Source organism: Bradyrhizobium sp. AUGA SZCCT0283 (assembly GCF_018130385.1).
Classification (GTDB): Bacteria; Pseudomonadota; Alphaproteobacteria; order Rhizobiales; family Xanthobacteraceae; genus Bradyrhizobium.
This window is the reverse complement of the sequence record NZ_JAFCLU010000005.1, coordinates 49344-61835: the sequence shown is the minus strand read 5'-3', so window position 1 is coordinate 61835 and position 12492 is coordinate 49344. Positions and strand designations below refer to the sequence as shown.

At 64.2% G+C, this 12492-nt stretch carries 14 protein-coding genes; 5 read left to right on the top strand and 9 right to left on the bottom strand.

What is annotated here, in order from left to right; genetic code table 11:
• Nucleotides 1–103: 103 nt before the first annotated feature.
• The 6 genes from fabF to JQ624_RS09315 form a co-directional block, all read right to left on the bottom strand.
• Nucleotides 104–1369 (bottom strand): beta-ketoacyl-ACP synthase II, encoded by a 1266-nt coding sequence (fabF, locus tag JQ624_RS09340; protein WP_212418582.1) that lies wholly within the window; start codon nt 1367–1369, stop codon nt 104–106.
• Between the two features lie 97 nt (nt 1370–1466).
• Nucleotides 1467–1706, bottom strand: a complete 240-nt coding sequence (locus JQ624_RS09335; RefSeq protein WP_008969609.1) for an acyl carrier protein — start codon at nt 1704–1706, stop codon at nt 1467–1469.
• Between the two features lie 305 nt (nt 1707–2011).
• Nucleotides 2012–2749, bottom strand: a complete 738-nt coding sequence (fabG, locus tag JQ624_RS09330; protein ID WP_212418581.1) for a 3-oxoacyl-[acyl-carrier-protein] reductase — start codon at nt 2747–2749, stop codon at nt 2012–2014.
• Between the two features lie 21 nt (nt 2750–2770).
• On the bottom strand, nt 2771–3724 hold the full coding sequence (gene fabD / locus JQ624_RS09325) for an ACP S-malonyltransferase (RefSeq protein ID WP_212418580.1): 954 nt from the start codon (nt 3722–3724) through the stop codon (nt 2771–2773).
• A 105-nt stretch (nt 3725–3829) separates the two neighbouring features.
• Nucleotides 3830–4855, bottom strand: a complete 1026-nt coding sequence (locus JQ624_RS09320; protein WP_212418579.1) for a fatty acid desaturase family protein — start codon at nt 4853–4855, stop codon at nt 3830–3832.
• Complete coding sequence (locus JQ624_RS09315; RefSeq protein ID WP_212418578.1) at nt 4852–5571, bottom strand: TetR/AcrR family transcriptional regulator C-terminal domain-containing protein; 720 nt, start codon at nt 5569–5571, stop codon at nt 4852–4854. Before JQ624_RS09315 ends, JQ624_RS09320 begins: the two co-directional genes overlap by 4 nt.
• Before the next feature lie 344 nt (nt 5572–5915).
• Here JQ624_RS09315 and rpsF point away from each other — a divergent pair, with 344 nt between their 5' ends.
• The 4 genes from rpsF (at nt 5916) to rplI (ending at nt 8384) form a co-directional block, all read left to right on the top strand.
• Nucleotides 5916–6389, top strand: coding sequence for a 30S ribosomal protein S6 (rpsF, locus tag JQ624_RS09310; protein WP_212418577.1), 474 nt, complete (start codon nt 5916–5918; stop codon nt 6387–6389).
• Between the two features lie 5 nt (nt 6390–6394).
• A complete protein-coding gene (gene rpsR / locus JQ624_RS09305) occupies nt 6395–6634 on the top strand; it encodes a 30S ribosomal protein S18 (RefSeq protein ID WP_002711478.1) in 240 nt (79 codons plus the stop codon).
• Between the two features lie 122 nt (nt 6635–6756).
• Nucleotides 6757–7731, top strand: a complete 975-nt coding sequence (locus JQ624_RS09300; protein WP_212418576.1) for a hypothetical protein — start codon at nt 6757–6759, stop codon at nt 7729–7731.
• A 53-nt stretch (nt 7732–7784) separates the two neighbouring features.
• Nucleotides 7785–8384: a 50S ribosomal protein L9 gene (gene rplI / locus JQ624_RS09295; protein ID WP_212418575.1), complete on the top strand. Its 600-nt coding sequence runs from the start codon at nt 7785–7787 to the stop codon at nt 8382–8384.
• A 47-nt stretch (nt 8385–8431) separates the two neighbouring features.
• Here rplI and JQ624_RS09290 read toward each other — a convergent pair whose 3' ends face one another.
• The 3 genes from JQ624_RS09290 to JQ624_RS09280 all read right to left on the bottom strand — a co-directional run bounded on the left by JQ624_RS09290 (nt 8432) and on the right by JQ624_RS09280 (nt 10647).
• Complete coding sequence (locus JQ624_RS09290) at nt 8432–8896, bottom strand: PaaI family thioesterase (protein ID WP_212418574.1); 465 nt, start codon at nt 8894–8896, stop codon at nt 8432–8434.
• Nucleotides 8893–9498, bottom strand: a complete 606-nt coding sequence (locus JQ624_RS09285; protein WP_212418573.1) for a TetR/AcrR family transcriptional regulator — start codon at nt 9496–9498, stop codon at nt 8893–8895. The genes JQ624_RS09290 and JQ624_RS09285 overlap by 4 nt, the downstream gene beginning before the upstream one ends.
• Before the next feature lie 102 nt (nt 9499–9600).
• The gene (locus tag JQ624_RS09280) at nt 9601–10647 is read right to left on the bottom strand and encodes a hypothetical protein (protein WP_212418572.1); all 1047 of its coding nucleotides are present in this window, start codon (nt 10645–10647) and stop codon (nt 9601–9603) included.
• A gap of 263 nt (nt 10648–10910) precedes the next feature.
• On the opposite strand from JQ624_RS09280, the gene JQ624_RS09275 reads away from it, so the two are divergent.
• Nucleotides 10911–12161, top strand: coding sequence for a cyclopropane-fatty-acyl-phospholipid synthase family protein (locus JQ624_RS09275; protein WP_212418571.1), 1251 nt, complete (start codon nt 10911–10913; stop codon nt 12159–12161).
• Nucleotides 12162–12492 lie beyond the last annotated feature (331 nt).

The window sequence follows — 12492 nt, the reverse complement described above, 5'->3', positions numbered from 1 at the left end:
TTCAATCGCGGCCCGGCAATCCCCTGCCTAGCCGATAGCATACGCCCGTATGTAGAAGTCATCGCCGAATGCGGCAAAACGGTGGAGTAGTTCTAAACACTTGCTAGTCGAGCACGCGCTGCACGATCACGGAGGCGTTGGTCCCCCCGAAACCGAAGGAATTCGACAGCGCGACGTTAATCTCGCGCTTGCGCGCCGTTTGCGGCACCAGATCGATTGCCGTTTCCACCGACGGATTTTCCAGATTGATAGTGGGCGGAGCGACATTGTCGCGAATCGCAAGGATACTGAAAATGGCTTCGATCGCACCGGCGGCACCGAGCAGGTGCCCGGTCGACGATTTCGTCGATGACATCGACACCTTGGAGGCGGCGTTGCCGAGTAGCCGTTCCACCGCACCGAGTTCGATCTCGTCGCCGATCTGCGTCGAGGTCCCGTGGGCGTTGATGTAGTCGATATCGGATACCGCAATGCCGGCGCGCTTGATCGCCGCGCTCATGCTGCGGAAGCCGCCATCACCATCCGGCGCTGGCGAGGTGATGTGATAGGCATCGCCCGACAGGCCATAGCCCACCACTTCCGCATAGATCTTGGCACCGCGCTTTTTCGCGTGCTGATATTCCTCGAGCACCACGATGCCGGCACCTTCGCCCATGACGAATCCATCGCGGTCCTTGTCGTAGGGTCGCGAGGCTCTTTGCGGTTCCTCGTTGTAGGCGGTCGAAAGCGCGCGCGCGGCGCAAAAGCCCGCCATTGCCAGCCGGCAGATCGGCGATTCCGTTCCACCCGCGACCATCACGTCGGCGTCGCCGAGCGCAATGAGCCGGGCACCATCGCCGATCGCATGCGCGCCGGTCGAACAGGCGGTCACCACCGAATGGTTGGGGCCCTTGAGGCCGTGCTCGATCGAGACATAGCCGGAAGCGAGGTTGATCAGGCGCCCCGGGATGAAGAACGGCGATACTTTCCGCGGCCCGCGTTCCTTGAGCAGCAGCGCCGTATCGGCGATGCCGGACAGGCCGCCGATCCCCGAGCCGATCAGGGTACCGGTCGCGCATTTGTCTTCTTCGGTGGAGGGATGCCAGTTGGCGTCGTCCAGCGCCTGGCGCGCCGCGGCCATCGCAAAGATGATGAAGTCGTCGACCTTGCGCTGGTCCTTTGGCTCCATCCACTGGTCGGGATTGAAAGTGCCGTCGCTGCCGTCACCGCGCGGAATCACGCAAGCGATCCGGCTCGCAAGATCGGCGACTTCGAATGTATCGATCTTCCTGGCGCCGCTCTGGCCGTTGAGGATACGCGTCCACGTTGTGTCAACGCCGCAGCCGAGCGGCGTAACCATGCCCAGCCCCGTGACGACGACCCGCCTCATATCAAGAACTCCAGCCCGAAATGCCGGCCCAAAAACAAGAAACCGGGGGACCGTTCAACGACGGCCCGTCCGGCTCTGTCTCTACCCGTCCGGGACGTCAGCTTTTCGCGTTCTTCTCGAGAAACTTCGTAGCGTCGCCGACGGTCAAAATCGTCTCGGCGGCGTCATCGGGGATTTCGCAACCGAACTCTTCTTCAAATGCCATCACAAGCTCGACGGTGTCGAGACTGTCGGCGCCGAGGTCGTCAATGAAACTTGCGTTGTCGACAACCTTATCGGGTTCAACACCGAGGTGTTCGACCACAATCTTCTTAACCCGCTCGCCAATCTCACTCATCGTTCAACCTCGTGCTTGTTCCATTGGACCCGACCCCAAGACGCTATAGAGACGCTACGAGCTATCGTGGTCGTTAAACTTCCTTCGCTATCGCGCATAGTCTTGATTCGGCCCGGTGGTAGCCGACAAAGCCCCGGCGAACGGCAGGCGTCGCCACGCCAATATACAGGGTTTCAAATTCCTGCAATGGCCTTGTTTGCCCATCCGTCGGGGGTTCGGTTATCATACTTCCCAAGCCTTGACTACAAGCCTCACCCGCCCCGGGAAACGAGCCCTTGGCCGCACCGATCGGGGCGATAACTGGCTCAAAACATGGCCATTCCGCCGTTGACGTGAATCGTCTGGCCGGTGACGTAGGCCGCCTCGTTCGAGGCGAGATAAACAGCCGCCGCGGCGATGTCCTCGGGCGTCCCCAGCCGCGCCGCAGGAACCTTGGCCAGGATGGTCTCGCGCTGCTTGTCGTTGAGCGCGTCCGTCATCGGCGTCTTGATGAACCCCGGCGCGATGCAATTGGCGGTCACGTTGCGCTTGGCGTATTCCGCACCCAGCGTCTTGATCAGGCCGATGATTCCGGCCTTCGACGCGGTGTAGTTGGCCTGGCCGGGGTTGCCGGTCACACCGACGATCGAGGTGATCGCAATGATCCGGCCGAAGCGCTTGCGCATCATCAGTTTGGTCGCGGCGCGGGCGAGACGGAAGGTTGCGGTCAGATTGACCTTGATGACGTCGTCCCAATCCTCGTCACGCAACTGCACGAAAAGGTTGTCGCGCGTGATGCCGGCATTGGCGATCAGGATGTCGACCTGGCCCATGGCGGCTTCGGCCGCCGGCACCAGCGCCTCGACTTCTGCGCTGTCGGAGAGATTGCACGGCAGCACATGGACGCGCTCGCCAAGCTTGGCGGCAAACGAATCCAGCACCTCGCGGCGCGTTCCGGAAATCGCCACCGTCGCGCCCTGCCCATGCAACGCCTGCGCGATCGCCCCGCCAATGCCGCCGGTCGCGCCAGTCACCAGCGCCGTCCTGCCCGTCAAATCGAACATCAATGTCTCCTTCCGGGAGCTTTAGGCCGAAGCCGCCAAAGCGTCCTTGGCCGCCGCAATATCGTTGGGTCCCCCGATCGACACGCCGACCGCGCCGTCGGCGATGCGCTTGACCAGCCCGCTCAGCACCTTGCCGGCGCCGATTTCAAAGAACCGCGTGACGCCATGCGCTGCCATGTAAGCCACCGACTCGCGCCAGCGCACCGTGCCGGTGACCTGCTCGATCAGGCGGCGGCGAATCTCGTCGGGATCGGTGATCGGCGCAGCCAGCACGTTTGACACCACCGGCGAGGCAGGCGCCTTGATCGTCACACCGGCCAGCGCCTCCGCCATCGCATCGGCCGCGGGCTGCATCAGCTTGCAATGGAACGGTGCGGACACCGGCAGCAGCATCGCGCGCTTGGCGCCCTTGGCCTTGGCGATTTCGAGCGCGCGCTCGACGGCGGCCTTGTCGCCGGACACGACCACCTGTCCCCCGCCATTGTCGTTGGCGGCCTGGCAGACCTGCCCCTGCGCGGCTTCGTCGGCGACGGCCATCGCGGCCTCATAATCAAGCCCAAGCAGTGCCGCCATGGCCCCGGCGCCGACCGGCACCGCCTTTTGCATCGCAAGGCCGCGGGTCCGCAGCAGGCGCGCGGTATCGCTGACGCTGAGGCTGCCGGCCGCGGCCAGTGCGGAGTATTCGCCGAGCGAATGGCCGGCGACGAAGGCCGCATCCCGCCCGACGGAAAAGCCCGCCTCGGTCTCCAGCACGCGCAGCGTGGCGATCGAGACCGCCATCAGGGCCGGCTGGGCATTTTCGGTGAGCTGGAGGGTTTCGGCCGGGCCGTCCCAGATGATGGCGGTCAGCTTCTCGCCGAGCGCCGAATCGACCTCGTCGAATACCGCCCGCGCGGCCGGAAAGGCTTCCGCCAGGGCTTTGCCCATGCCGACCGCCTGGGAACCCTGCCCCGGAAACGTAAATGCAGCCGTCATCGGCGCTCCCTCATTCGAATGGGGCCGTAAGACACTGACCGAGGCCGGGATGTCAAGCCGCGGTGCGGAATCGCAGCCGCCCCGGCTTGAACCTCTGATGGGCCTCTAGAAGCCGCCTGATGTCTGATCTCGGCCGACCTCGGCGCCGGCTCGCGCCCGACGCACGCTGCTTACCAGTTTACCCGGGCGATCCTCGTGATCCGGCTTGGCGGTCGCCAGGCGCAGCACGGCGGCGTAATTGGGCTGCACCTCCATCCGGTCCGCGTACCGACTTTCGCTGAGAATGCGGTGGACACGCGGCAGGTTGTAACAGGGCACGTAGAATAACAGATGATGCTCAAGGTGATAGTTGACGTAGTACGGCGCGACGAACAGCCGCTCCAGGAAGTTCGCGTGCGTGGTGCGGGTATTGCGCAACGGATCGGCCGAGTCCGGAACTACCGCATGTTCGGCGATGTTGCGAATGCGCGTGATGACCATCTGCCAGGTGAGCAGCGGCAACAGCCATAGCAGCGGATAGGCCCACCACACGCCGGCAGCCGCAAGACCTGCAAACAGCACGGCATTGACGGCACACTGCGGACCAAGTTTTTCCCAGAAATGCGCGGCGCGCTGCGCGAGCGGCCATTCCTTTGGCCCGAGCGCATTCAGAAACTGCGCCTTGCGCTGCTGGTAGCCGGTCTGGCCCGTGATATCGCGCACGAACTTGCGGCGATAGCTCATTCCGGTGATTGGAAACGGCGCTGAAAGAATCAGATCCGGATCGTCTTCCTGCTGCGTGCGTGCGTGATGCTGCAGATGATAGCGGCGATAGGCGCGGGTCTCGGCGAAGATCGGATAGGCGCAGAACCACTGGCTGAGCGCCAGATTGACCTTCTCGTCCGCCGACAGACAACCATGTGCGCCGTCATGCATCAAAATCGCGAGCCCGAGCTGGCGCGAGCCGATGATGCCCACCGCCAGCAGAAAGGTCAGCGGGTTGGGCCACCACGCCACCAGCGCGATCGATCCCAATATCAGCGCCCACGCATGCGCGATGAGGGCTATACCTTTCCACGTCACACGCTGGCGCACGGCGATCAATTGATCCTCGTTCAGGAAGTCGCGGGCACGCATGCGAAGCGCGGTCATGACGATCCCTCCCCGTCGGGTGAATCTGAATCGGATGCATCGCCGACGAGACGTAGCCGCGTATTGTCGCCGCTGGTCCTTGTCGTCGCCTGGTCGCCCAGCACGCGCAGCATCTCGCTGCACATTTCTTCCGCCGAACGACCCATGGCATGGCCCTCGACCATCACGCCGATCGCGAGCGCCCAGAACCGGCGCGAACTGGCGTCCGGATCGCGTAGGGTCTTCCAGCCGTGTCGTTCGATCTGGCCGGCATAGGCGCGCATCCCCTCGCCGTGTAGCCGCTCGATGGTGCGCTCCACCAGCGGCGCGAGATCCGGGCGGCGGCGGGTGAGCGTGAGCGCTTCGGTAAAGAAGGCGACCGAATCCGTCGCCGTGACGGTCTCGACCAATGCGCGAGTGTAGTCCCGCGGCGTATGGGCCTGCAAGGCGGCGTGCTCGGCCGCACGCGCCACGTACAGCACGTCACGGCAGGCAGCTTCGACGAACAACGCTTCCTTGGTGCGGAAGTAATAGGTGATCTGGCTCGGAAAGGCGTCCGCGGCGGCCGCAATGTCCGAAATCGAGGTTCCGGCGAGTCCACGCTCCTTGAACAGCCGGCTGGCACCATCGAGCAGGCGCGAGCGCATCTGGCGCCCGGCCGAACGGGTCGCACGGGCGGCGTGCTTGGGGTCGCCGGCTGGCGCTTTGGGAGCTGTCTGGACGGACTTGGGAGCCATTTTTCCCTCTCGTAGTTTTGTTTGTATGATATACAAACAAATATGTCAACCGATCAGGTCCCGGCTGGTGGCCTCCGGTGGGGAGGCCAAAGCCCCCTTCAAGCCCCCGCAAGAAGCCTTGCCAGCGCGCTGAAAATCCTTATAAACCGCGCCATCCGTGGATCCCGGCCGGGAGCTGAACGGACGGTCTCAGCAATCTCACCTTTTTTTGGCGATGTTGATGTGGCAGGGCCAGTCGGCCCGTCGTCCCGTGCTTCCGCCTTCTGAGCTTATCCCCGAGTCCTTTCCGAAGGCCTCGAAGGGCTTGCCGCCGGGAACCGCGCCAACACTAGGAAAGGACACCCATGCCTCTTTACGAGCATGTTTTTCTCGCGCGCCAGGATGCGAGCACCCAGCAGGTCGAAGAGCTGACCACCCAGATGACGGGCATCGTCGAAGGGCTCGGCGGCAAGGTCACCAAGACCGAGAACTGGGGCGTGCGTTCGCTCACCTACCGCATGAACAAGAATCGCAAAGCGCATTTCGTGTTGATGAACATCGATGCGCCCTCCTCCGCGGTCACCGAGATCGAGCGGCAGGAGCGGATCTCTGAAGACGTCATCCGCTACCTCACCGTCCGCGTCGAAGAGCACGAGGAAGGTCCCTCGGCAATGATGCGCAAGGCCGATCGTGACCGCGAGCGCGACGATCGCGGCGGCGGCTTCCGCGGCGACCGCGAGGGCGGCTTCCGTGGCGATCGTGAAGGCGGCGGCTTCCGCGGCGACCGTGGTCCGCGCCGTCCACGCGAAGACGCTGTTGAAGCGACGGAAGAGGAGTAAGAATCATGGCTGAAGCTGGTGCACGCCGTCCGTTTTTCCGTCGCCGCAAGACCTGCCCGTTCACGGGGCCGAATGCGCCGAAGATCGACTACAAGGATTCCAAGCTGTTGATGCGTTACGTCTCCGAGCGCGGCAAGATCGTGCCGAGCCGCATCACCGCCGTGTCCGCCAAGAAGCAGCGTGAGCTCGCGCGCGCCATCAAGCGCTCGCGCTTCCTCGGCCTGCTGCCCTACGTCATTCGCTAAGACACTTTGGTCCGCGGCGTTCGCGCCGCGGACCTGACTATTCATAAGGCTTCCGGGTCGTCCGGTCGCCGATGGTTGGGGTCGAGACGACCTCTAACCGCTCGAAAGGAGCGGGACAGCTGATGATCGCGATTGTCCTCATTGGTCTTGCAGCCGGCTGCGCGTCGGCGCTGATGTTCGCCTCGATCATCTCGGGCGCGCTGATCTCGTTGCTGCTGTTCTATCTGGCGCCGCTGCCGCTGATGGTGGCGGCCCTGGGATGGGGACCGATCGCAGCGACGATCGGCGGCATCGCCGCCGCCTCCGGCCTCGGGGCGATCTTCGGCCTGCCCTACTGCATCGCCTTTGCCATCACCGTTGCGGTGCCTGCCTGGTGGCTCGGCCACCTCTCGCTGCTGGGACGGCCGCTGCCCGGTGCAGCGGCCGCCGGCAATGGCTCGGCACCGGCCGCGCCGCAGCTCGAATGGTATCCGATCGGCCGCATCCTGCTCTGGATCGCCGGCTTTGCCGCATTGACCACGATCGCGGCCATGCTGACGCTTGGTACCGATGCCGAGACCATCACCAATTCGCTGCGCCGCGGCCTGTCGCGAATTCTGGGGGCGCGCGATGCTGCGTCGCCGGGCGATATCGAACGCTGGGTCGCGGCGCTTGCCATCATCGCGCCAGCGGCCGCAACGATCGTCGCCATGATGACGTTGACGCTGAACCTCTGGCTCGCCGGCAAGATCACGGCGACGTCCGGCCGGCTGCACCGGCCATGGCCCGATCTGCGGAGCGCGGAATTGCCGCCGATGACGCTGGTGGCGCTGTCGGTCGCGCTGGCCTTTTGCTTCATCGGCGGGCTCGCCGCGATGTTCGCACAAATCGCGACGACCGCGCTGATGATGGCCTTTGGCCTCATCGGCTTTGCCGTGCTCCACACGCTGACGCTGGCACTCAAGAGCCGGATCTTCTGGCTCTGCTGCGCCTACGCAATTGTCATCACCTTCGGCTGGCCGATGCTGGCGATGATCGCGCTCGGTCTTGCGGACGCGGTATTCGGCCTTCGCCAACGCTATCTGCGCGGCAAGCCTCCGCCTTTGCCCGCATCCTGAACCTGCAACCATTCACTTCAACCGCATACCGAACACTCAAAAGGAGAACGAAAATGGAAGTCATCTTGCTGGAACGCGTCGCCAAGCTGGGCCAGATGGGCGAAGTCGTCCGCGTCAAGGACGGGTTTGCCCGCAACTTTCTGCTCAAGCGCGGCAAGGCGCTGCGCGCCACCGCCGACAACCGCGCCAAGTTCGACGGCATGAAGGCCGAACTTGAAGCCAACAACCTCAAGGCCAAGGGCGAAGCCACCAAGGTCGCGGAGAAGATCAACGGCCGCAACGTGATCGTGCTGCGCCAGGCTTCCGAAACCGGCCAGTTGTTCGGCTCGGTAAGCGTGCGCGACATCATCACTTCGTTCGAGGCCGACGGCGTCACCATCAGCCGCAGCCAGGTCCTGCTCGACGCGCCGATCAAGACCATCGGCAAGCACGCGATCGCCATCGCCGTGCATCCGGAAGTCGAAGTCAGCGTCAGCGTCACCGTGGCGCGCAGCGCCGATGAAGCCGAGCGCATCAACCGCGGCGAGGACATCTCGACCCGTCAGGAAGACCAGGACGCCGCCGCCGAAGCGCTCGCCGCCGCCGGCGAGTTCTTCGATCCGGAAGCCCAGCACGACGACGAGGCGCCGGCGCCCGCTTCAACCGAGAAGTAACGCGCTTCTGGCTCAAAACTCCCTATGACGACCTCAAGCCCGGCCCTTCAGGCCGGGCTTGGGATTCTGGCCGCCGCCTTTTCGTCGAGCATCGCGATCGAGGCCAGCGCGGTCGCAGTGTGCTTCTCGACACCATCGGTCACGCAGAACACGTCGGCCGCAACCACGGCGACCTGACGCCCGGGCTTGATCACGCGCGCCCGGCAGATCAGGCGCTCGCCTACAGCCGGCGACAGCAGGTTCAATTTGTATTCCGCCGTCAGCGCCGATTGCCCGCGCGATGTCGCGGCCGCAATCGTGGTGGCGTTGTCGACCAGGAAGGCGGTGACGCCGCCATGGAACAGGCCGTGCTGCTGCAACAGTTCCGGCCGGCGGTCGACCGCAAGCGTGCACGTCCCGCGCGTCAGCTCAGACACCTCCGCCCCGATATGGGCCATGAAGCCCTGGCGGCCGACATTGTCGCGGATACGGGTCGCGATCAGCGCGAAGTCGGGATCGTTATTCGCATTCATACGGTTTCTCCCGGTTTGTGGATCGCATCAAGCGCGACCACCGCGCGGATGGCACAGGCGATCAGGATGTCGGCCTGCTCTCTTGGATCGGCGCGGTCGCGGCCCGACAGCCATGCGCGGCAGAAAATCTGCGCCGGTCCGATGATCTGGCTGAAGAACAGCGACGATGTCATCGGCAGCAATTCGCCGCGCTCAACCAGCGGCGCGCGCCATCGCTCGACGGCTTCCGCCAGGCGCGAGTTTTGCGCGCGCTGCGCGCCGCGGATCTCCTCGGTCCATTCGCTGCGGGAAATTTCGAACAGATAGCGCGCCTCGCGCCTGGAATTGACGACCCATTCGAGATGCGCGCGGATCAGCCGCGCCACGCCTTCCGGCGCCCCGCAGGATTCACTGACCGCCGCGATGACGGCAGCGTGGTAACGGGCGAGAATTTCCAGGAACAGCGTGCCGGCCAGCTCCTTCTTCGACCCGAAGAAATGGAAGAAGCTGCCATTGGAGGCCCGCGCGCGGGTTCTGATGGCGGCCACGGTAGCGCCCTCGAAACCGTCGCGGTCGAATACCGCCAATCCCGCCGCCAGCAGATCCTCGCGTGCCGTGGTCATTCGCGTCCGTCTTTCGAGGCTTAGATACTTACTCTAGAGCGCTGCTCTAGAGCTGGTCAAGCGACATCCCACCGTCTATCGGCATTCGGAACTCTGAAAATCCTAGCGCGAGATCGGCGGTACGGGCGGGCCGGCGGGCGCTACCGGCGGCAATGCGGGCGCCGCAGCCGTTACCGGTGGAGGTGCCGCTGCCGGAGAATCTGCGGCCGGCTCAGGCGCGGTCGCTGCGGAAGCTGGCGATGCCGGCGTGACCGGCGGCACCGGATCTGGCCTGAGCGGCGTCGGCTCGCTACCGGCGTTCTCCTTGGGAGCATCGACTTTGGCGGTCTCGGATCTGCCCTCGCGTGCCGGCTTTTCCGACTCGCCGACGGGCTTCGCTGCGTCGCCGGCCGGCTTGTCGCTCTCGCCCTTGATCGCGTCGATCTTGGCCGGATCGGTCTTGGCAGAATCGGTCTTGGCAGGATCGGTCGCGGCGGTTTCAGCCTTGGCGGCATCCCGCGAGGCATCTTGTTCCTTCGCGGCATCGCCCGGGGCTGCCTGCTCGGCTTTCGGCGGTTCTTCGGCGGCGGGGGGCTTGCTGCGTCTGCCCTGTTTCTGCCTGACGCCTGACTTGCTGTCGATCGCGGCCTGCACCGGGACCTGTCCATCTGCAGGCTTGGCGGCATCGGGTGCCGCTTGCGGACGTGCGAACCGCTTCGCGTCGCGGCCCGGACGCGCGCCCTCGCCTTGCGGTGGGGCTCCGTCGGCGTTCGGCCGGGAAGCCTCCTGTGCAGGTGCGGCCGCTGGCTGCCGGCGACCGAGCCGGTCGGGCTGATCCGGCCTTCCGTCCTGCTTGGCGTCCTTCTGCTTCGGCTGATCCTTGCCCTGATACCGGGGGTCGGCCGCCCCGTTGGACATCAGATAGGACGAGAGCACCGAGGCCATGTCGGTGCCGGTCGTATAGTGCTGGCGCAGAAAGCCCGGCAACGACGAAGCCGATACGTTCTTCAACAGGCCACGCGGGCTCTTGTGGCAGGCGCTGCAAGTGTTCGAGAATATCTGGGCGGGGCTCTTGCCGGCGTCGAGATTTTCGACCGCCCGCGCCGCGCCTGCTGTGAGGCAGCCGATCAGGAGCGTCACCGTCGCTAAACTGAGCGCTCGGCTCAACATTCCCTGCTTCTCCAGACGTGGAATCGCTCCCGGCGTCGCATAAGGTTGCCAGCGGCGGGGTCACCTTTTAGCCGATTATGACGCGAATGGAAGCGTGCTTATTACGCATCTGCGTGATTGCCGCATTCGGGAATATCCGCTTTGACTCCAAGGCACTAGCGGACCGGCATCATCGTACTTATCATTTTATTGATCCATCGTTGGAACCAGCGGTTCCGGGGTGCGTCAGTAGTGTAGCGGTCGCTCGTTCCATTGGTGCTTCCATGGATCGGTTGTTGCGTTATTTCTTGGGTCAGTTCATTCGCCGCGGCACGATGACATTCACGGCCGCGAGTGGGACAAGGTTTACCTGCGGCGACGGAACCGGCCGCCCGGTGTCGGCGCGGTTCCTGACCGAACGGACGCAGCGCCGGATTCTCCTCAATCCCGAATTGGCGCTCGGCGAAGCCTACATGGACGGCACGTTCGTGGTCGAGGATGGCTCGATCGCGGACGCGCTGGAGATCCTGCTCGGCCAGCCCGAAATGCTCCCACGTTGGGCCAAGCTGCAATGGTGGCTGCGCTATTTCAGCCGGCACGCCAGGCAATTCAATTGGCGCGGCCGGGCAAGAAACAACGTCGCCCATCACTACGACCTCGACGGGCGGCTCTATTCCCTCTTCCTCGACGCCGACAAGCAATATAGTTGCGCCTATTTCGAAACGCCGGACACGACGCTCGACGATGCCCAGCTCGCCAAGAAACGCCACCTTGCCGCCAAGCTCCTGATCAAGCGCGGCAACCGCGTGCTCGACATCGGCTCCGGCTGGGGCGGCCTTGGCCTCTATCTGGCCGAAATGACCGGCGCGGATGTCACCGGCATCACGCTGTCGTCGGAGCAATTGCTGGCCTCGAACGCCCGCGCCGCCGAAAGGAACCTGACGGGTTCGGCAAGATTCCTGCCGAGCGATTACCGCGATATTGCCGGCCCGTTCGACCGCATCGTGTCGGTCGGCATGTTCGAACATGTCGGCATCGACTTCTATGAAACCTTTTTCCGGCGCTGCGCCGAACTTCTCAGCGACGACGGCGTCATGGTGCTGCACTCGATCGGCCGCTCTACCGGGCCCGATGTGACCAGCCCATGGATCACGAAATACATCTTCCCGGGCGGCTATATCCCCGCCCTTTCCGAGGTCATTCCCGCGATCGAGAAGGCGGGCCTTCTGGTCTGCGACGTCGAAATCCTGCGGCTGCATTATGCGGAAACGCTGAAGGCCTGGCGCGACCGCTTCATGGCGCGGCGCGAAGAGGCGGTGCGCGTCTATGACGAGCGTTTTGCCCGGATGTGGGAATTTTACCTGGCGGCGTCGGAAATGTCGTTCCGGAAGCAAAACCTGATGAATTTCCAGATCCAGCTCACCCGGCGCCAGGGGATCGTGCCGATGACGCGGGATTACATAGCCGGAGAAGAAGCGAGGCTGCGTGGAATGGAACTCGGAAGGCAGCCGCGGCTGCAATTGGCGGGCGAATAGTCCGCCCCCATCACGGGTCGCGTCAGTTCCGCAGGCTGTACGCCGAGGCATAAGGCGTACGAGCCAACGCCGGACGTGCGAGTTGGGCTCGCAACGCTGCGAGCAATCGATCATCGCAGGGGACGGCACGCAGCTCCGGGCGCGAAATCTCTTCCATCGTGTCGATCAGCATCGACAGCCACAAGCGCTGCCCGCTTGCCGATCGCCATCCCTGGATTTGCCGGCCCATCGTCTGTCCTTCCGGTCCGTTACAGCTAGCAACTCGAAAATCGCCGGCCCGTTCCCGATTTCGTAACCAATTCATTCTGCGGCTAAGAAAATCACACCCGAT